The sequence below is a fragment of the Prevotella sp. PTAC genome (assembly GCF_013166535.1).
Lineage (GTDB): Bacteria > Bacteroidota > Bacteroidia > Bacteroidales > Bacteroidaceae > Prevotella.
Genome location: NZ_JABKKK010000005.1, coordinates 55,757 through 76,941, shown reverse-complemented (window position 1 = coordinate 76,941; position 21,185 = coordinate 55,757). Strand labels below are relative to the sequence as shown.

Sequence of the window (21,185 nt, the reverse complement as noted above, 5' to 3'; positions counted from 1 at the left end):
GAAAACAACAAACACAAATGTATCATAGATAAAAGTATCATGATTGCAAAGATAGTAATACCGCTGTTACTCATGATTTTGGTACCGGATATATACATATATCTGAACCATATCCGTGCCAAGACACGCCTGCCGCTGCGACTGTTGTGGTGGCTGCCATCCCTATCGATGGTGATATACACTGTCTGTATGGGATGTATGCGCGATTTCGCTCCGAGAGACAATGCCATACTAAACGTATATCTGTTTCTGCTCGGCCTTACAGTAGTGCCCAAACTTGTCTTTGCCATGTTCTCATCTGCGGGCCTTGCCTTGCAAAAGGTGTTCCGAATGCGCCGCAATTACGGTATGGCAATGGGTGTCTTTCTTGCCGCAGGAAGCCTTTATGTCCTGTTTTACGGCTCTTTCATAGGTTTCGGCAAACTTGATGTACGCCATATAGATTACTATTCCGACACGTTGCCGGCATCGTTCGACGGGTACAGGATTGTACAGTTTTCCGATGCCCATGTGGGCACATACGGTCGAAGCCGCACCGGACTGCTGAGCCGTGCGGTCGACAGCATCAATGCCAGGCAGCCGGACATGATTGTTTTCACTGGCGATTTGCAAAACATGCATCCCGGAGAGATACGCCCACACATACCGGTACTCAACCGATTAAAAGCACATGACGGTGTGTTCTCTGTGCTTGGCAACCATGACTATGCCGATTACATAGCGGCTCCTCAAAGTGTGAAGGAAGCCAATGAGCGTGAGACTGTCGAATTGCAGACCCGTATGGGGTGGACATTGCTCAGAAACGAAAACCGTGCGATATTCCGCGGAACAGACAGCATCGTCATAGCCGGAATGGAAAACGACGGAGACGGAAAGCATTTCCCGAGAAAGGGAGACATCGGAAAGACGCTCGCAGGAGTGTCAGACAGTGCTTTTGTCGTCATGCTCGAACACGACCCCACATCATGGCGCAACCGTATATTACCTCATTCTAACGCGGCTTTGACACTCAGCGGCCATACCCATGCCATGCAGTTCGAACTGTTCGGATGGTCGCCGGTAGCCTTTAAATACTCCGAGTGGGGCGGCATGTACTATGAGAATACCCGTGCCATCAACGTCAGCACGGGGCTTGGCGGCTTCATTCCTTTCCGCTTCGGCGTTCCGGGAGAGATTGTCGTAATCACATTGCATAAAGGAACGAAACAATTACATTAAAAATAACGCAAAGATGAAATACTTATACCGTGCTTTCCAACTTTTGGTGTCATTGCCCGTGGCTTTTATTTCGACAGTGGCAACAGCCGTTACCGTTATTATAGGCTGTACAGTCGGCAACGGACATTTCTGGGGGTATTATCCCGGCAAGTGGTGGTCTAAACTCATGGTACGCATATTCCTGCTGCCTGTGACAGTAGAGGGACGCGAAAACCTTGAACCAGAGCAGTCGTATGTATTCGTAGCCAACCATCAGGGAGCGTTCGATATATTCCTTATCTACGGCTATCTCGGGCGGAACTTCAAGTGGATGATGAAACGCGAACTGGAAAGAATCCCTTTCGTGGGATATGCCTGCCGCAAAGCCCGCTTCATATTTGTGGACAAGCGAAATCCGGGTAAGGTAAGAGAGACATACGGCATGGCCCGCGAAACGCTGAGCAGCGGTATGAGCCTGGTTGTCTTTCCTGAGGGTGCCCGCACGTTTACCGGACAGATGCGCGACTTCAAGAAAGGTGCTTTCATGCTATCAGACGAACTGCAACTGCCCATCGTACCGCTTACGATAAACGGTTCGTTCGATGTTCTACCCCGCATGAAAGACTGGCATTGGATTTCATGGCATCCGCTCCGCCTCACAATCCATCAACCTATATATCCGGTGGGCAAGGGACAGGAGAATGTTTTGGCAACGCTTCGACAGAGCTATGACTCAGTGGCAAGCGCCCTCGATGCCCGATAGTTTACGGTATTAGAGCGGATAGTACAAAATAAATAGCCGTGATTACCGATAGATTCCGGAGCATAACCAGCCATAGTCTCGATGCCGTTCAGTAACCGCATCAGTACAAAAGGCATTCACATGCTGTAATCATGGCTATTCACCCATCACTAACAACCATGAGTTGAAATAAGTCTCAATGTGCTATCTTGGGATATTTTCTCGTCCAACCGTCCCATCTGAGACGCATAACCCCGAAGAATGCCTCCCCGAATATTCCTCCACTCATCTTCGACACTCCTTCACGACGGTTTACGAATATCACAGGAACCTCCTTTATCCTAAATCCTATTTTGTAGGCGGTAAACTTCATCTCTATCTGAAACCCATAGCCCTTGAAACGAATCTTGTCAAGTTCAATGGTCTCGAGTACCCTGCGCTTGTAGCACTTGAAACCGGCCGTGGTGTCGTTAACTTTGAAACCGGTCACCAACCGCACGTACTTAGACGCAAAATAGCTCATCAGCACTCGACCTATTGGCCAGTTGACTACATTCACTCCGCTTACATAACGCGACCCGATGGCCACATCGTAGCCCTCGTCATGACAGGCGGCATACAGTCGGGGAAGGTCATTGGGATCATGACTGAAATCAGCGTCCATCTCAAAGACATAATCGTACCCGTGTTCCAACGCCCACTTAAATCCCATGATATATGCCGTACCGAGTCCAAGCTTACCGGTGCGCTCAATTATAAAGAGCCTGCCGTCAAACTCGGTATCAATCATCCGGTGAACGATACCCGCTGTGCCGTCTGGTGATCCGTCGTCTATCACGAGGATATGAAAACACTTGTCAAGCGAAAACACCGCACGTATAATTTTCTCGATGTTCTCTTTCTCGTTGTATGTCGGTATTATTACTATGCTGTCGCTACTGTTCATGATGCTACGTCTTTTTATGCCGCAAATATTTATATATTATATTGTCGGACGTGTTATTTTATAGTCGCAAAGATACTTCAAAGCCGTTTAACGGCCAAAGATAAACTGCTTTATTCGATTTTATTTATCAAAATTTTGTATTTGCTCATACATCCTAAACCCATTGCCGTAAAATATGTAATAATAAAGTCACGGATTTAACACTTTCTTTTTTGTCGAAATAGAGCTGAGATCACGATATACATCGCTATACACAGTGCAGTGAAGTACCTTCCGCTATATGTAAATTCATGAGTTTTTTCGCAACGGGACACCCGTTGGTCCGTGTTCGGCAAGTAATTGCGAGCCGTTTAGCGTCCCGTTGCGTTCCAACGGGACGCTAAACGCAGGCCAACGAGCGTCCCATTGCAAGAACGAGCATGAGAATATACATTTTGCTTAGAGTCAATTTTAGCAACCGAGAACGTATACAACTGACGTACAAGCATTTGCAAAAACCTTTGAAATACGCTGATATTCTCGGCCTGCGGATTTTTATTTATAAACAAGCGAATTACAAACAACTTTTTGTCAGAATTATTCAAAATCGCCTTGCCATATAACCGGACATGCCCACAAAATATATTCTCATCCTCACATATATGCCCCTGCATGAAAGGCATAAACCTCATTGACACAGGCAAAACCGTGAATATGGTAAATCTTTCACGAAAATGTGCACAAGGAATTTTACGGTACGGTTGTAATTTTGCAACCGAAGGCATACATTGCAAATCAAAAAAGTATAACATGAAAAGACTTATAATCACATTTTTTCTTTTTACAGCATTAACAGTCACACATTCAATAATGGCACAGAAAAAGATCACACAAACCGCCGGACAAACCCAGCTCGGCGACCTGGCTCCGAAATTCGCCGAGCTTAATGACGACGTTTTGTTCGGTGAAGTATGGAACCGCCCCGGACTCAGTGCCCACGACCGCAGCATGGTAACCGTGGCAACCCTTGTCGGTAAAGGCATCATCGACTCTTCGCTCAGTCATCATCTGCAATTTGCCAAGTCAAACGGTGTCACCAGAACGGAAATATCGGAGACGCTGACCCACATCGCCTTTTATGCCGGCTGGCCAAACGCATGGGGAGCATTCCGACTTGCAAAAGATATATGGAGAGACGAAACGACAAACGAAGACGCAAAAGCGGCTTTTCAGCATGAGATGATATTTCCGATAGGCGAGCCCAACACCGAATACGCAAAGTACTTCAAGGGCAAAAGCTATCTGGCACGTGTGTCGGCAAGCCAGATACCGTTCAGCAACGTAACATTCGAACCACGGTGCAGAAACAACTGGCACATACACCACGCGACCAAAGGCGGAGGCCAGACGCTCGTATGCGTGGCCGGACGAGGCTGGTACCAGGAAGAGGGAAAACCGGCACGGATGATGAAGCCCAGCGATGTGGTACACATACCCGCCAACGTTAAACACTGGCATGGAGCCGCATCTGACAGTTGGTTTGCACACCTCGCTTTTGAGATACCGGGAGAAAACACATCAAACGAGTGGCTTGAGGAGATGACGGACCAAGAGTACGACAAGCTGAAATGGGAATGAGATAAGTACAAGACATGCGTAACTGACTGGAACCAGATATCTATACCTTATCCTTTTGGTGAATTGTGGTGGAATTAAAGGAACGACAGGCCGCAACCGCGTCTCCTTTAATTCCTTTTTATCTGTACATGCCGGTGTTGATTCTGCTCTTTTTTTGGTTGAACGGCCAAAAAATATTACCTTTGCCGTTACTATTCTCGATGAACATACAGGATTTACAAACTATGTATGCCGGGCTTCCAAAAATTGGAGCGCTGGCAAAGACATTGGAAGACAAGTCGGTGAAGACGGTTTTCCTTGACGGGCTCATGGCATCGGCCGCGCCAATGGTCTTCGGAGCACTTGCCTCCAAGTGCCTATCTGCCGTTCTTTTCATTCTGCAAGACGCCGACGAGGCGGGTTATTTCTATCATGATCTCACGCAGGTGACGGGCGGCGAGACCGTGCTTTATTTCCCGTCATCATACAAACGGGCAGTGAAATACGGCCAAAGAGACGCCGCCAGCGAGATATTGCGCACAGAGACACTGTCCAGGCTGGCAGCCAGAAAAGCAGAAGACACCGCACCCTTATATGTCGTCACATACCCGGAAGCAGTGGCCGAGCTTGTGGTTTCACGCAAACGGCTCGACAGCCGCACATTATCTTTAAGACAAGGACAGACCGCCGACATGCCCGACATGATGCGGACACTGCGCGATTTCGGTTTTCGGGAGGTCGATTATGTATATGAGCCGGGGCAATTCGCTCTCCGAGGCAGCATTCTCGATGTGTATTCATACAGTTGCGAATATCCGTTCCGCCTTGATTTCTTCGGCGACGAGATTGACTCAATACGCACATTTGAGGTTGAGACACAGTTGTCGCGGGAGCGTAAGGAGTGTATCGACATAATGCCCGAACTCGCACGGATAGCCGAAGACCGCGTACCGTTGTTGTCCTTTCTGCCTGCCGACACGTTGCTTGTGATGAAAGACAGCGAGTTTATACGTCACGCTGTCAGCCGGATCTACGACGAGGGCTTCTCACAGCAAGCCGTGATGGAGCAGATGGAAGGAGCCACGGAAATGGAACAGCAGGAGATAAGCCGCCGGTTGCGCAAAGACCTGCAACTGGTCAGCGGTTCCCGATTCGCACAGGATACCGCAGATTTCCGCATAATAGAGATTGGCCGCAGGCCTGTCATCCAACCGGATGCCACCATCAAGTTCGACATCTCACCGCAACCGCTCTTTCACAAGAACTTCGATTTAATCACACGTTCGCTCGAAGACTATCTGCTTCGGGGCTACCGACTATTCATTCTTGCCGACAGCCGCAAGCAGAACGAACGTCTCAAAGAGATATTCGGCAGCGGAGAAAATCGCACAGGAAACGGCAAGACGATAGAGTTTACACCCGTTGACAAGACACTGCATGAGGGCTTTGCCGACAACGACCTGCGGGTATGCTTCTTCACAGACCACCAGATATTCGATCGCTTCCATAAATACAACCTTCGCTCCGACAGGGCACGAGGCGGAAAAGTAGCTCTTACGCTCAAAGAGATACGCCAGTTTGAACCGGGTGACTACGTAGTGCATGTAGACCACGGCATAGGACGTTTCGGCGGACTGGTACGAATGCCGCAAGGCGACAGTTATCAGGAGATGATAAAAATACAGTATCAGCACGGCGACTCCATATATGTGTCGATACATTCACTATATAAAGTGTCGAAATACAAAGCGCAGGACAACGGCGAGGCACCGAGACTGAGCCACTTGGGCACCGGACAGTGGGAGCGGCTTAAAGAACGGACGAAGAACAAGCTCAAAGACATCGCGCGCGACCTCATAAAACTATACGCACGGCGCAAACAAGAGCAGGGCTTCGCCTTCAGCTCAGACTCATTCATGCAGCATGAGCTTGAAGCAGGATTTCTATATGAAGACACTCCCGACCAGCTTAAAGCCACCAACGACGTAAAAGCGGACATGGAACGGCGCCGTCCGATGGACCGCCTGGTATGCGGTGATGTAGGATTCGGCAAGACGGAAGTGGCCGTTCGGGCGGCGTTCAAGGCCGCATGCGACTCAAAACAGGTGGCAGTGCTCGTCCCGACAACCGTATTGGCCTATCAGCACTTCCGCACTTTCAGCGGCAGATTGAAGAATTTCCCTGTCAGGGTAGACTATCTTACAAGGGCACGATCGGCAAAACAGACGAAAGAAGTGCTCAAAGACCTTGCCGACGGCAAGATAGACATACTAATAGGAACGCATAAACTGATAGGCAAGACGGTGAAATTCAAGGATCTCGGCCTGTTGATTATAGACGAAGAACAGAAATTCGGAGTATCTACGAAAGAGAAATTGAGACAGATAAAAGTCAACGTAGACACGCTGACGATGAGTGCCACACCAATACCACGCACCTTGCAGTTCTCTCTGGTTGGCGCAAGAGACCTCAGCATAATACAGACTCCGCCGCCAAACCGATATCCGATAAATACAGAAATACACACGTTTGACCCTGAAGTGATTGCCGATGCGGTGAATTTCGAGATGAGCCGCAACGGTCAGGTATACTTTGTAAACAACCGCATAAGCGACCTTACACGTATAGCCGACATGGTGCACAAGTATGTTCCTGACGCACGGATAGCCATCGGGCACGGACAGATGAAACCCGAAGACCTCGAACACATCCTTATCGACTTCTCCAACCATGACTACGATATGCTCATATCCACTACTATAGTTGAGAGCGGCATAGACATACCAAACGCAAATACCATCATAATAAACGGAGCCCACAACTTCGGCCTTAGCGACCTGCACCAAATGCGCGGACGTGTGGGGCGCGGCAACCGCAAGGCTTTCTGCTATCTGCTCGCGCCGCCGTTGTCGTCGCTCAGCCGGGAATCCCGCCGTCGCCTCGAAGCACTCGAAAACTTCTCCGACCTTGGCAGCGGAATAAACATTGCCATGCAGGATCTCGACATACGCGGAGCCGGTAATCTGCTCGGAGCGGAACAGAGCGGATTCATCGCTGATCTGGGTTATGAGACATATCAGAAGATTTTAAACCAGGCGGTAGCCGAGTTAAAGAATGACGAGTTTGCCGATCTATATGCCGAAGAAGCGATAGCCGAAGGTGGCGACTTCGTGGACGATTGCGCCTTTGAGAGTGATATCGAGATGTATTTCCCCGACAGTTACGTGCCAAGCGACAGCGAACGAATGCTTCTCTACCGTGAACTTGACAACCTGCGCGACGATGACGAGATAGCCAAATACCGTCTGCGACTGTGCGACCGCTTCGGAGCCGTGCCTGCCGTGGCCGAGGAACTGATGAACGTGGTACCGCTGCGTCGTCTCGGCAAAAGCCTTGGTTGCGAGAAGATAATGATAAAACAGCACCGCATGACGCTTTTCTTCGTTAGCAACGCAAACAGTCCTTACTATCGCAGCACTGCTTTCGACAGCATACTCGGCTACATATCTCACAATCCCCGCCGCTGTAATCTTAGAGAACAGAACGGCAAACGCTCGATAATCATCACCGATGTAAAGACCGTAGCGGCAGGAGTGGAGATACTCTCGGAAATAAAAAACAAGACAAGCGAATCTTGAAATTAAATCTATAATAACGCATATGCACGAAAACGCATGGCTATCTCACTATAAGTGACATATCCACCACATTTCCGTGCATGGCGTTTTATCTTTATCAAACGACCTTTACTTCCCCACTACTCCACATGAAGCAGGTCTGCCGTGTTCTTCTCTATGTCTTCATCGGCAATGGAATAATTTTGCAGATCCCCGTCGATATATCTGTCGTAGGAAGTCATGTCTATCAGACCATGCCCCGAAAGACAGAACAGAATGGTCTTCTTCTCACCCGCCTCACGGCATCTCACTGCCTCCCTGACGGTCGCCGCAATGGCGTGGCAACTCTCAGGTGCGGGTATTATGCCCTCAGTGCGGGCAAAGAGCATTCCGGCATCGAAAGACTCGAGCTGCGGTATATCCACACCACGCATCATTCCGTCTTTCAACAGTTGGCTTACTATCGTTCCCGCACCATGATAACGCAGACCACCGGCATGGATGTTGGCGGGCTTGAAACCATGCCCGAGCGTGAACATCGGCAGAAGCGGTGTGTATCCCGCCTCGTCTCCAAAGTCGTATCTGAACACGCCGCGCGTCAATTTGGGGCAACTTGCAGGCTCGGCAGCTATAAATTCCGTTGTTTTTCCGTCCTTTATGTTATGCCGCATGAATGGGAATGCCGTTCCTCCGAAATTCGACCCGCCGCCAAAACAGGCTATCACCATGTCAGGATACTCATCAGCCATCTCCATCTGCCTCTCCGCCTCAAGACCTATTATGGTCTGGTGCAGCGTCACATGACTGAGCACCGAACCAAGCGTATACTTACAACCGGGTGTGGTGGTGGCCAGTTCGACGGCTTCGGATATTGCCGTTCCAAGCGAGCCGGGATGAGTAGGATCGGCAGTGATGATATCCTTGCCGGCACGGGTGGACATAGACGGTGATCCGGTGACCGTGGCTCCGAACGTGCGCATTATCGAACTTCTATAGGGTTTCTGCTGCATGCTTATCTTTACCTGATACACAGCGGCTTCAAGACCGTATATCTTTGCGGCATACGACAGAGCCGCGCCCCACTGCCCGGCACCCGTCTCGGTGGTGACATTGGTCGTTCCCTCCTCACGGCAATAGTAGCACTGGGGAATCGCCGAGTTTATCTTATGGCTGCCCAGTGGGTTGGCGCTCTCGTTCTTGAAATAAATATGCGCCGGTGTGCCGAGTGCTTTTTCAAGGGCGTAAGCCCTCACAAGCGGTGTAGAGCGGTAATACCTGTACTTGTCGAGCACCTCCTCCGGAATGTCTATCCACGCATGCTCGGTATCGAGTTCCTGTTTGCAGCACTCCAAAGCGAAAACACGGCCCAGTTCCTCTACCGTCATCGGCCGCTTCGTTGCCGGATTAAGCGGCGGCAACGGTTTGGTGGGCATATCAGCCTGTATATTATACCACCGGGTGGGTATACTGTTTTCTTCCAGAATGAATTTCTTTTGCTTCGACATATATGTTCGTTTATTGGTTTGAATAGTGCAAAGGTATATTATTTTTATTGCATTATACATCGTTTTTGTTATTATTTTTATTGTTTTAATACTAAATCAACACTCAAATAACATGTTTTATGATATAAATCAAATAATATACCACAATAAAACTGACAATCTGTAAAAACAGGTTATCAGTCCATTACTTACCACTTATCGTTTTTTTGCTTTATAATAGATACGGATACTGAAAGACAGAGAAAGTGCAAATTAGCGACTGTATCATCACAGTTTCAGACAACATCGCCTGTCGGTACATTATCGTTACCTGGCTTTTTCATCATATCATCCATGTATTCTTGGCGTTTTTCTTTGCCGAATGCACGAATTAAAGTAACTTTGCGGCATGATAATCATCATCACCGTATTGGTATATTTCCTTGTACTATTCGTTGTAAGCAGGATAACAGGGCGCGGAGCTACAAACGAGACTTTTTACAGGGCAGGACGTCGCTCGCCATGGTACATGGTGGCCTTCGGCATGATTGGCGCCTCTATCAGCGGAATAACATTTGTGTCGGTGCCCGGCATGGTGGTACATTCCGACATGACATATATACAGACATGCCTCGGTTTCATACTCGGATATTTCACCATAGCGCTTGTTCTCTTGCCTCTCTATTACAAGCATAACCTGACTTCCATTTACACTTATCTCGGCAGAAGGCTTGGCGACAGGTCTTATAAGACCGGATCATGGTTCTTTCTCGTCACCAAGATGACCATGGCCTCCGTGAGATTCTACGTTGTATGCATAATCCTGCAACGGTTTGTCTTCGGCGCTGCCGGCATTCCCTTTGCTGTCACCGTGATTTGTATGGTGGCACTGATATGGCTGTACACGTATCGCGGAGGAATAAAGACACTTGTATGGACGGACACATTCCAGACAGTGTGCCTGTTTACAGCCATCATTCTCATATTCGTCAATGTCGCCGATGCCCTCGGACTTACTTTCCGCGAGGCCGTGCATACGGTAGCGAACAGCGACATGAGCCGTATTTTTGTCTTCGACGACTGGATGTCGAAACAAAATTTCTGGAAACAGTTTATAAGCGGAATATTCATCGTTATAGTAATGACGGGGCTTGATCAGGACATGATGCAGAAAAACCTTACGTGCAAGACTTTGCGCGAAGCCCGCAAAGACGTGTGCACATACGGTTTTGCCTTTGTTCCGGTCAATCTCATGTTTCTCTCTCTCGGCGTTCTGCTCGTGACGCTCGCCGAGAGGCAGGGAGTGGCATTACCTTCTGCCACAGATGACATTCTGCCTCTGTTCGCCGCCACAGGCAACCTCGGAGTACCGGTCGTCATCCTTTTCACAATCGGCATGGTGGCGGCATCGTTCAGCAGTGCCGACTCGGCTCTGACATCGCTGACCACAAGCTATTGTGTGGATATCAGACGGCGATACGGTGATGAAACGCTTCGCCGACGCACGCATATAGCAATGTGCATTCTTTTCGTGGCGTGCATACTGCTGTTCAAGACAGTCAACTCCACCAACGTGATAGATGCCATATATATAATATGTTCATACAGCTACGGCCCACTGTTGGGACTGTTCGCCTTCGGACTGGCAACTCGAAGGAACGTGAACGACGCATGGACACCTTATATCGCCATAGCATCACCGCTGCTTTGTTTTGCAATAGATATGCTTACACAGTGGCTAACCGGATATAAATTCGGTTATGAATTGCTGATGATGAACGGTATGCTGACTTTCTGCGGACTGTATGCGTCGGGAATTGGCAGGCAGAACATTAAGAAATGAACATGACAACGGCAGGTGAAAGGCAAAACAATATATACAACTGATAAATAAAAAAACGATATGAAGACTATTATTCTGGATTTCGACGGTACGATGGGCGACACCAACTCACTGATAGTGAAAACGATGCAGCAGACGATAGCCAAGCTCGGATTACCGGAAAGAACAAATGATGAGTGTGCGGCAATGATAGGCCTGCCGCTACGCCGCACTTTCACGGAACTGATACCGATGGATGAGAAGACAGGAAAAAAGTGCGAAGAGACTTACGCCAGACTGTTCGACATAAACAACGTGCCGGGTGCAGTACCTTTATTCCCGAACGTGGTGGAGACCCTGAAAAAGATGCACGACCGCGGATTGACACTCACCATAGCCAGCAGCAGAGGACGGGACACGCTTGTGGCGTTTGTACACGATATGGGACTTGAACCATATATCTCATACATCGTATCGGCATGGGACGTGACAGAAGCCAAACCGGCACCCGAAATGGTATACAAGATACTGGAAGCTACAGGCGGACGAGCCGACGAGGCACTTGTGGTGGGCGACACGACATTTGACATCGATATGGGACGCAGCGCAGGAACGAAAACATGTGCCGTGACATATGGCAACGGCAAAAAAGAAGACTTCGGCAATGCGGACTATGTGATAGATGATTTCAGCGAACTGTTGGACATCATCTGACTGTAACAGAAGCAACATTTTACAGAAATACATACTAAGTTTTAATTAAAGGCGGGAATGTTTTTAGTAAAAGCCAAGAATACTTTCACTGAAATACAAAATGCTTTTAGTAAACGGGACATAAACAAAAAAAACAAAGGGATAAAGTCTTCATTCTGCGATTACGCATTATGCGGCTTTACCCCTTTGTCTTTTTGTGTCCGTCAACCATGCCACGATAGGCATCTGCCGGTCTTATCACATCTCATCTGGAGAGATTGTTATAACGTTCTCTATGTTTGAGCCTTCCTCCTTATAGATATATTTCACACCGAGATTAAGTTCTTTCAAACGGTTGATAGACTCACCGACAGCACCTTTGATAGCCTTTTTCGACTCTTCGGTGTTGTCTATTGTAATATCCGTGCCTTTCTTATACGTATAAGTATTGGTCATGAAACCGTCTTTGATCTCTGCTTTCACAAGTGTAAGCCCCTGCCCCATGTCCATAGGCAACTGCTTGTTCACCCTCTCCATCTCTTTCTCAAAAGCTCTCAACTTTATCTTTTGAGAAGTGGAAAGTTCTGTCTGAGCCTCGCCACCTTGCGCATCGCATTGTTTCTTTGAATCACCGCACGATGTCAATGCAGTTGCGGCACAGAACATAGCCACCGCAACAAGTCTGATTGTTTTTTTCATTTGTATTTTTATTAATGAATTATAATAAAATATGAATATTCGTATTTATCTTATTGCATGTTAGACAAATATCTTTCAGCCTCTATCGCCGCCTGACATCCGGAACCTGCAGCTGAAATGGCCTGACGATAGTGAGGGTCCGCCACGTCGCCGGCAACAAAAACACCAGGAACCTTGGTTTTCGGCGTGCCGTCTATCTTCTTTATATAGCCAACCTCATCGGTGTCAAGCCACTCCTTGAATACATCGCTATTGGGCTTATGGCCTATAGCGAGGAAGAAACCGTCGATGCTGATATCAACCAATTCTTCATCAGGTTCACCCTTACGCTTCACAAGATGAGCGCCTTCCACACCGTTTTCACCGAATAATCCAAGGGTATTATGCTCGAAGAGCACCTCAATATTCTCTGTTTTCATCACACGCTCCTGCATCACTTTCGAAGCACGAAGATACGGCTTACGCACAATCAAGTATACCTTTGCCGCAAGACCTGACAGATATATGGCTTCCTCGCAGGCCGTATCGCCACCACCCACTACCGCAACATTTTTCTTACGATAGAAAAATCCGTCGCAAGTGGCGCATGCAGATACTCCCATGCCGTTGTATTTCTTCTCGTCATCGAGCCCGAGATACTTGGCAGACGCACCGGTAGCGATAATCACCGTATCGGTTTTGATTGTCTTTCCACCCTCTGCCGTTAGAGTGTAAGGAGCTTGCGAAAAATCAGCCTTAACTATTTCACCGTCTCGTATGTCGGTTCCGAAACGCTCGGCCTGCTCACGCAGATCCATCATCATCTGGTTGCCGTCAACTCCTTGTGGATAGCCCGGAAAATTCTCAACGGTAGTTGTTTGCGTCAATTGCCCGCCCGGCTGTATTCCGCAGTATATCACCGGATTGAGATTGGCCCTGGCCGCATATATGGCTGCCGTGTATCCGGCAGGTCCGCTACCTACAATGAGGCAACGGACGTGTTCGGTATGGTTTTGTTCCATTGCTTTTTATTTATGGGAAGTATTCCTATTATGTAAATTACGAATATTACTTTATGGAAGCATGATATTAAAGACTGTTCAGATATTCAATCCACATCATGCGGTTCCCGACAGAAAGACTATGCAAGCAGTTCTTCTATCTGCTTGGCTATGTTTTCTATCTTTTCTGTCGGCTCGAAGCGTGCCACTACAACACCTTTCTTATTTGTAAGGAACTTGGTAAAGTTCCACTTTATATCCGCTTTCTCCTTATAATCCGGATCCTCATTGGATAATATCTCATCAAGCTTCGGCGCAATCGGGTGAGTCATATCAAACCCGGCAAATCCCTTTCGTTCTGTCAAGAACTTATACAACGGATCGGCATCCTCTCCGTTAACCTTGATTTTCTTGAAGCGAGGGAACTCCGTTCCGTAAGTAAGCTTGCAGAAGCTATGTATAGCCTCGTCTGTACCGGGAGCCTGCTGTCCGAACTGATTGCACGGAAAGTCAAGGATCTCAAATCCCATGCTGTGATATTTCTCATACAACTTCTCCAACTCTTCATACTGCGGTGTGAAGCCGCACTTTGTGGCAGTGTTGACAATCAGCAACACTTCATTGGCATATTCTTTGAGTGATACATCCTTGCCCTTTCTGTCCTTGACAGAGAAATCATAAACTGTTTTCATCTTCTTATTATTAATGTTTATATCCGATTATAAATGTTTACATTGTTTATTGTTTGTGTCGCAAAAGTACTCATTTTCCGCTTTACCCCCAAATGTTTATTCTCTTTTTATGATGTTTTTGACAATCTGAATATCTTTTTATTATTGTCAGATAATTGTGTTGATATATGTCAAAAATCGTGATATATTCATATTTTCATAACGTTTTGATTGTTATTTACTTATCATTAATTGTAAATTTGTAATCAGGAATTAAAATAAAAAGATTTTCAAATCAAACAACAATAAATTGTAAACATATTTACGTATTGACTATTTTAAAAAAAATAAGATTGAAAACAATGATATTTTGCCCTACGTGAGCAGATATTTGTTTTTTAGTGAGTAATTTTTATAACTAGTAGTTAGCAGAAATGAACGGGCGGGCCTACATCGTGGTGATGTGGGTCCGCCATTTTTATTTCAAAGACAAATATCCCCCTATATAGCAATCCTTTTTTTCACATGTCCAACTCCAACCGTCCACTATAATAAAATGTTTTTAAATGTACCACACAAGTTCTCACCATGCAATAATAAATATTTTATATGCTTTGATTATTCAATTGGACATCACCATACAAATAGAACGACACTTCCAAACATTAAAGATCTAAGATTTAAAAAATTGATAAACAGACGTGGTTTTATCATCTATTAAACGGGACTGCCAATACCATAAACCAAAAAAGATGCGTCTGTGCATATGCAACTACACCGACGCATCCTTTGTAATTTCTTAAAGATAAATATATATCTTATTTCTTCGCAGCCTTACCGTAGCGGCTCATGAACTTATCTACGCGACCAGCCGTGTCAACAAGCTTGCTCTTACCTGTATAGAACGGGTGAGATGTGCTTGAGATTTCGACTTTTACCACCGGGTAAGTTTCTCCTTCAAATTCTACTGTATCTGTAGCCTTGCATGTAGAACGTGTAAGGAACATATCGCCGTTGGACATATCCTTGAATACGACGGGGCGATAGTTTTCTGGATGAATACCTTGTTTCATTGTTGTTTTAAAATATTATTGTTATAAATGATTATACTCACTGTCGGGCGGCAAAGTTACAAATATTTTCCGATATGGCAAAATCTTTCATAGGCTTTTTACCTTTAAAAGCAATATAAAAGCGATAACAATAAGTGGGAAGCCACAGACTGACACGATTTTATCCACTCCGGAATAATATAGTACGCATATCGTCCAGCAAGGACCAACCTGTCAAATAAGTATAAAGCACATGGCAAAACCATTCCAACCAGGATAAAAACGATAAAGGAATATGACCTTGACGTGAGAAACATAAGCTGACATTACGAAAAAAGGCAGTATCAAAAAGGCTATATACATTTCTTTTTTAATATACCAAAGGCTGATTTTTGCGGTTTAATTACTATCTTTGCAAGCATATTTAAATTGGTATATTTATGGGAGAATACATCGTTTCGGCACGTAAATACCGGCCGGCATCATTCGATACTGTGGTTGGACAGAAATCTCTGACAACAACATTAAAGAATGCGGTGAAGAGCGGCAAGTTGGCACATGCCTATCTTTTCTGCGGACCGAGAGGAGTCGGCAAGACCACTTGTGCACGAATTTTCGCCAAGGCAATAAACTGCATGACCCCGACAGCAGATGGAGAAGCATGCGGCGAATGCGAGAGTTGCAAGGCTTTCAGCGAACAACGCTCATTCAACATATTCGAACTTGACGCAGCGAGCAACAACTCAGTGGAGCATATAAAGACCCTTATGGAGCAGACACGCATCCCGCCCCAAGTAGGAAAATACAAGGTGTTCATCATAGATGAGGTCCACATGCTGTCCACAGCGGCATTCAACGCCTTTCTAAAAACACTTGAAGAGCCGCCCGCACATGTCATATTCGTGCTCGCGACCACAGAAAAACACAAAATCCTGCCTACAATTCTGTCAAGATGCCAAATCTATGACTTCGAGCGTATGACAGTGCATGACACCATAGCACATCTGAAAAACGTGGCAGACAGCGAAGGCATCAAATATGAGGAGGAAGCGTTGGCCGTCATTGCAGATAAGGCTGACGGAGGAATGCGGGACGCCCTCTCCATATTCGACCAGGCGGCAAGTTTCTGCCAAGGCGACATAACATACCAGAAAGTTATCGAAGATCTCAACGTGCTTGATTCCGACAACTATTTCAAGATAGTGGATCTGAGTATCAAAAACAATATCAGCGGAATAATGATATTGCTCAACAATCTAATAAGCAATGGATTTGACGGTGGACTGCTCATCGGCGGACTGGCAAAGCACGTGCGCAACGTACTGATGGCAAAAGATGAAAGCACACTCCCGTTGCTTGAAGTGAGCGACAGCCGCAGGGAAATGTACAAACAGCAAGCCGGGCGCTGTGATACAAGATTTTTGTATCAGGCATTGAAAATAATGAACAACTGCGATATAAACTACCGTCAAAGCAGCAACAAGCGTCTTTTAGTGGAGCTTACGCTGATAGAGATCGGACAAATAACACAACCCGAAGACTCTCCTGCCGCGGGGCGTTGCCCCAAGAGATTAAAATCCCTGTTCAAGAACCTGATTCAGCAATCCCGACAACACATGGAGGCTCCGCAGGTGGCCGCCGCCGGGCAAAATTCAAGCATTGCTAAATCAACAAAGCCTGTAGCCACAGACAATGTGGCTACTCCAGAAAAAGAGATATCAGTAAATACAAATACCAAATCCGACAATGCCGATATTGATGTCCAACCGCAAACGACAACCGTACAATCGGGCAACTCTATATCACCTACACAAAAAACGACATCACGCATTGTGCTCAAAGACAGTAAAGGAGCATTAGGATACTCATGGAATAATCTTCGGCAAATGTCAAAACCGAAGAAAATGCAAATCATTCCTGGTACACTCGGAACAGACGATCCGAACTCGACAAATAAAAACGAATATCAGGAATTCACTCAACAAGAGCTTGAATTTCAGTGGATGTCCATGTGCAACCGGATGCCGCAGAAACTGAGCGGCATAGCCGCACGGATGAAAAATATGAATCCCGTAATAACGGAATTTCCGAATATTGAAGTTACGGTGGAAAACCAAATCATGCTCGATCAGATACAAGCCATACGAGGAAGCGTCGTAAACACGCTGAAGCTTTATCTGCATAACAGTGAGATCACGTTCAATATGAAAATGGCCGAGCGGAACGAACAAGTGAAAGTATTAACCAGAAGAGAACAATTTGAAATGATGAGCCGGCAAAATCCGGCCATTGAGAAATTACGGGCACTGCTTGACCTTGAACTGGCATAACACATACAAAAAAGCATAAAAGGTAAAAGGCTGGCGGCATGATTATATTATAAGTATTGATATAAAAACCAACCGCCGGCCTTTTACCTTTTACTTTTAAGCTCTATGCTTTTTACATTTACTAAATAAGTTGCATACCCCATTCCCGACAAGCCCGCCTCATGTCATCCGGCCAGATACTTGCCTGAATTTCACCGATATGCGCTTTTTGAAGCAGCACCATACAAAGACGACTCTGTCCTATTCCACCTCCTATACTCAACGGAAGTTCTCCGGCAAGAAGTTTCCTGTGAAAATAAAGCGATGCCCGCTCTTCCTTACCCTCCATTGCCAACTGGCGCAAAAGTGACCCGCCATCAACACGGATACCCATAGACGACAGTTCAAACGAACGGCCAAGAACCGGATACCATATAAGAATGTCGCCATTAAGGCCGGCAAGCCCATTCTCGCCAACAGTAGACCAGTCGTCATAGTCAGGTGCACGACCATCATGCTTCTTTCCGTCACCCAATTCTCCTCCTATACCTATTATAAATACCGCACCGTATTTTCTACATATCTCATCCTCACGCTCTTTTGAAGAAAGCCCCGGATACATCTGTCTCAGTTCCTCACTATGAATGAAAGTTATCGTCTCCGGCAGAAAAGGAATCAACTGCGGATATGTCTCACAAGTGAGATACTCTGTACGACGAATTGCCGCATAAATACGTTCCACCACATTCTTCAGATAAGCCACACTGCGCTGACTATCCGTTATTACAGCTTCCCAGTCCCATTGATCGACATACAGCGAATGGAGATTATCCAATTCCTCATCGGCACGGATAGCGTTCATATCTGTATATATTCCGTATCCGGGTTCTATATCATACTCTGCGAGCGACAGCCTCTTCCACTTGGCAAGAGAATGGACAACCTCTGCCTCCGCATCTCCAAGATCTTTTATCGGAAACGACACCGCACGCTCCACTCCATTCAAATCATCATTTATACCAAGCCCTTTCAAAACAAAAAGCGGCGCCGTGACACGACGAAGCCTTAATTCCGTAGACAGATTTTGCTGGAAGAATTCTTTAATCAGTTTTATCCCCTGTTCTGTCTGCTTCATGTCAAGCAATGCCTTATAGCCTGCCGGCTTTATCAATTCACTCATATATTCCAACTATAAATATGTGATTACTCTCGTACTTCCATACAATTCATTTATCGTTTGCAAAGATAGTCTTTTTCACTCCAATACGCAAGCGACAGCACCTGTATTTTAAATTAAAAGAAAGAAAAGGCTGTTTATTTATAACGTTTTGACAAATCCCGTACAATTAAACTGAAAATACAAATCGCCACAGTATAATATATATAATTGCAATCGTGCGTCGACAGAAAGCAGTCGTTTCCGCATGGGCATGCAACCAAAAGCAGAAGCCGCAAACACCCCGACATGTACAGCCAAAAAATATTATGATACGAATTTATCTGTATAAAAATTAGGCAGTTTCCATTCTTTTTATTAACTTTGCATCCGCATTGGTTCCGTAGCTTAGCTGAATAGAGCGTCAGATTCCGGTTCTGAAGGTCGAGGGTTTGAATCCCTCCGGGATCACAAAAAGAGATGAGGTTCTTACCGCATCTCTTTTCTTGAAAAATGGCACAAGGCTTTCTTTGCTAAAATGGTAAAAAGATTTATATGCGATACTTTATAACACTCAGTTATGACGGAACAAACTATCACGGATGGCAAATCCAGCCAAACGGGAATACAGTCCAGGCCGAACTTCAATGCGCATTGACAATCTTGCTGCGCCAAGATATAAACGTAGTTGGTGCCGGACGCACCGATACCGGCGTACACGCACGTTTCATGACTGCACATTTTGATATTGAAAGAAATTTAAACTGCCAGCAATTGGCATACAAACTGAACAGGCTTTTACCTAAAGACATTTCCGTTAGCGAAGTAAAGCCTGTCGGCAACAATATGCACGCTCGTTTCAGTGCCACATCACGCACATACCATTATTATGTGCACACCGCCAAAAATCCATTCCTCAGAGCCTATTCCTGCGAGCTTCATTATCAACTTGATTTTGACTTAATGAACGAAGCCGCCGCTCTTTTACTTGAATATAAGGATTTTGGAGCATTCTGTAAAAGCCATGCGGATGTGAAGACAACATTATGCGAGGTAACATCAGCAGAATGGCACCGCATGTCACCCACAACATGGTACTTCGAAATAACCGCAAACAGATTTCTTCGCAACATGGTCCGCGCTGTTGTCGGCACACTGGTAGATGTAGGACGCCATCGCCTTACAATAGAAGAGTTCCGCAATGTCATTGAAGGACGGCGCCGAACAGAGGCTGGAGAGTCAATGCCAGGCAATGCTCTGTTTCTGGAAGACATAAAATATTAAGTTCTATTTGTATAATTTATGTGGTTAATCTTAGCTTTCATGTCAGCCGCCCTACTCGGCTTCTACGATTCATTCAAGAAAAAAGCACTCGGAAACAATTCCGTAATACCTGTTTTATTTCTCAACACCTTATTCTCCTCACTCATATTTTTGCCTTTCATCATATTAAGCCACAACACTGATGTTTTCGATTCCACTATCTTTCATGTAGCATCCGGAAATTGGGACGCACATAAATACATAATCCTTAAAAGTATAATTGTTCTCAGCAGTTGGGTTCTCGGATATTTCGGCATGAAACATTTGCCGCTTACAATCGTCGGGCCTATCAACGCCACACGCCCTGTAATGGTTCTCATCGGGGCTTTTCTTGTCTTTGGAGAAAGGCTCAATTTATGGCAATGGACAGGTGTCTTGCTTGCAATCGCATCATTTTTCATGCTCAGCCGCAGCGGCAAAAAAGAAGGGATAGACTTCAAACACGACCACTGGATATGGATGATAGTCGGCGCGGCCGTTCTCGGAGCCATCAGCGGACTATACGATAAATATCTAATGGCACCAGAAAGCAGCGGAGGAGTAGGACTTGACAAAATGATGGTACAAAGCTGGTACAATATATACCAATGCTTCATGATGGGAATAATGATGATGATTTTATGGTGGCCCAAACGCAAATCCACCACACCATTCCACTGGGATTGGAGCATTATATTCGTCAGCATATTCCTAAGTACGGCAGATTTCGTTTATTTCTACTCGTTAAGTCAGCAGGACGCCATGATAAGCATTGTGTCAATGATCCGTCGTGGCAGCGTTATTGTCAGTTTCTTAATAGGAGCGATAGCTTTCCATGAAAAAAATCTCAAATCCAAATTCATTGATTTGACATTGGTCATTCTCGGCATGATATTCCTATACATAGGCTCACGATAAC

The 21,185-nt window shown here is 46.1% G+C and carries 16 protein-coding genes and 1 tRNA gene; 10 read left to right on the top strand and 7 right to left on the bottom strand.

Going from position 1 to position 21,185, the window contains the following annotated elements:
- The first annotated feature begins 39 nt into the window (after positions 1–39).
- Together HPS53_RS04835 and HPS53_RS04830 are read left to right on the top strand one after the other, a co-directional pair.
- Positions 40–1,218, top strand: a complete 1,179-nt coding sequence (locus HPS53_RS04835) for a metallophosphoesterase (RefSeq protein ID WP_172204748.1) — start codon at positions 40–42, stop codon at positions 1,216–1,218.
- Positions 1,219–1,231: 13 nt separating this feature from the next.
- The gene (locus tag HPS53_RS04830) at positions 1,232–1,960 is read left to right on the top strand and encodes a 1-acyl-sn-glycerol-3-phosphate acyltransferase (RefSeq protein ID WP_172204746.1); all 729 of its coding nucleotides are present in this window, start codon (positions 1,232–1,234) and stop codon (positions 1,958–1,960) included.
- Between the two features lie 175 nt (positions 1,961–2,135).
- Here the strand turns inward: HPS53_RS04830 and HPS53_RS04825 are convergent, their stop codons facing one another.
- The gene (locus HPS53_RS04825) at positions 2,136–2,885 is read right to left on the bottom strand and encodes a polyprenol monophosphomannose synthase (protein WP_104369012.1); all 750 of its coding nucleotides are present in this window, start codon (positions 2,883–2,885) and stop codon (positions 2,136–2,138) included.
- Between the two features lie 849 nt (positions 2,886–3,734).
- Here HPS53_RS04825 and HPS53_RS04820 point away from each other — a divergent pair.
- Positions 3,735–4,502, top strand: a complete 768-nt coding sequence (locus HPS53_RS04820; RefSeq protein WP_371741775.1) for a carboxymuconolactone decarboxylase family protein — start codon at positions 3,735–3,737, stop codon at positions 4,500–4,502.
- 200 nt (positions 4,503–4,702) lie between these two features.
- Positions 4,703–8,119: a transcription-repair coupling factor gene (gene mfd / locus HPS53_RS04815; protein WP_172204906.1), complete on the top strand. Its 3,417-nt coding sequence runs from the start codon at positions 4,703–4,705 to the stop codon at positions 8,117–8,119.
- A gap of 119 nt (positions 8,120–8,238) precedes the next feature.
- Here mfd and HPS53_RS04810 read toward each other — a convergent pair whose 3' ends face one another.
- Positions 8,239–9,603 carry a TrpB-like pyridoxal phosphate-dependent enzyme gene (locus HPS53_RS04810; RefSeq protein ID WP_172204742.1) on the bottom strand — a complete coding sequence of 455 codons (1,365 nt, stop codon included), beginning with the start codon at positions 9,601–9,603 and terminating at the stop codon, positions 8,239–8,241.
- 388 nt (positions 9,604–9,991) lie between these two features.
- Here HPS53_RS04810 and HPS53_RS04805 point away from each other — a divergent pair, with 388 nt between their 5' ends.
- Together HPS53_RS04805 and HPS53_RS04800 are read left to right on the top strand one after the other, a co-directional pair.
- Complete coding sequence (locus HPS53_RS04805) at positions 9,992–11,425, top strand: sodium:solute symporter (RefSeq protein WP_172204741.1); 1,434 nt, start codon at positions 9,992–9,994, stop codon at positions 11,423–11,425.
- Between the two features lie 60 nt (positions 11,426–11,485).
- On the top strand, positions 11,486–12,118 hold the full coding sequence (locus HPS53_RS04800) for an HAD family hydrolase (protein ID WP_172204739.1): 633 nt from the start codon (positions 11,486–11,488) through the stop codon (positions 12,116–12,118).
- A 237-nt stretch (positions 12,119–12,355) separates the two neighbouring features.
- Here the strand turns inward: HPS53_RS04800 and HPS53_RS04795 are convergent, their stop codons facing one another.
- From HPS53_RS04795 to HPS53_RS04780, 4 genes are all read right to left on the bottom strand, one after another.
- Positions 12,356–12,796: a hypothetical protein gene (locus HPS53_RS04795; protein ID WP_104369006.1), complete on the bottom strand. Its 441-nt coding sequence runs from the start codon at positions 12,794–12,796 to the stop codon at positions 12,356–12,358.
- Between the two features lie 50 nt (positions 12,797–12,846).
- Positions 12,847–13,797, bottom strand: coding sequence for a thioredoxin-disulfide reductase (gene trxB / locus HPS53_RS04790; RefSeq protein WP_172204737.1), 951 nt, complete (start codon positions 13,795–13,797; stop codon positions 12,847–12,849).
- Between the two features lie 119 nt (positions 13,798–13,916).
- Entirely contained in the window at positions 13,917–14,468 is a 552-nt protein-coding gene (locus tag HPS53_RS04785) for a glutathione peroxidase (RefSeq protein WP_104369004.1), read from the bottom strand.
- Positions 14,469–15,265: 797 nt separating this feature from the next.
- Positions 15,266–15,520, bottom strand: coding sequence for a type B 50S ribosomal protein L31 (locus tag HPS53_RS04780; protein WP_104369003.1), 255 nt, complete (start codon positions 15,518–15,520; stop codon positions 15,266–15,268).
- A 419-nt stretch (positions 15,521–15,939) separates the two neighbouring features.
- Here HPS53_RS04780 and HPS53_RS04775 point away from each other — a divergent pair, with 419 nt between their 5' ends.
- Entirely contained in the window at positions 15,940–17,829 is a 1,890-nt protein-coding gene (locus tag HPS53_RS04775) for a DNA polymerase III subunit gamma/tau (RefSeq protein ID WP_172204735.1), read from the top strand.
- 121 nt (positions 17,830–17,950) lie between these two features.
- Here the strand turns inward: HPS53_RS04775 and asnA are convergent, their stop codons facing one another.
- Positions 17,951–18,988 (bottom strand): aspartate--ammonia ligase, encoded by a 1,038-nt coding sequence (asnA, locus tag HPS53_RS04770; protein WP_104369001.1) that lies wholly within the window; start codon positions 18,986–18,988, stop codon positions 17,951–17,953.
- Positions 18,989–19,361: 373 nt separating this feature from the next.
- On the opposite strand from asnA, the gene HPS53_RS04765 reads away from it, so the two are divergent.
- The 3 genes from HPS53_RS04765 (at position 19,362) to HPS53_RS04755 (ending at position 21,184) form a co-directional block, all read left to right on the top strand.
- Positions 19,362–19,435 (top strand) — tRNA-Arg (locus HPS53_RS04765).
- Positions 19,436–19,519: 84 nt separating this feature from the next.
- The gene (truA, locus tag HPS53_RS04760; protein WP_104369000.1) at positions 19,520–20,248 is read left to right on the top strand and encodes a tRNA pseudouridine(38-40) synthase TruA; all 729 of its coding nucleotides are present in this window, start codon (positions 19,520–19,522) and stop codon (positions 20,246–20,248) included.
- An 18-nt stretch (positions 20,249–20,266) separates the two neighbouring features.
- Positions 20,267–21,184: a DMT family transporter gene (locus HPS53_RS04755; RefSeq protein ID WP_104368999.1), complete on the top strand. Its 918-nt coding sequence runs from the start codon at positions 20,267–20,269 to the stop codon at positions 21,182–21,184.
- The last annotated feature ends 1 nt before the right edge of the window (position 21,185 follow it).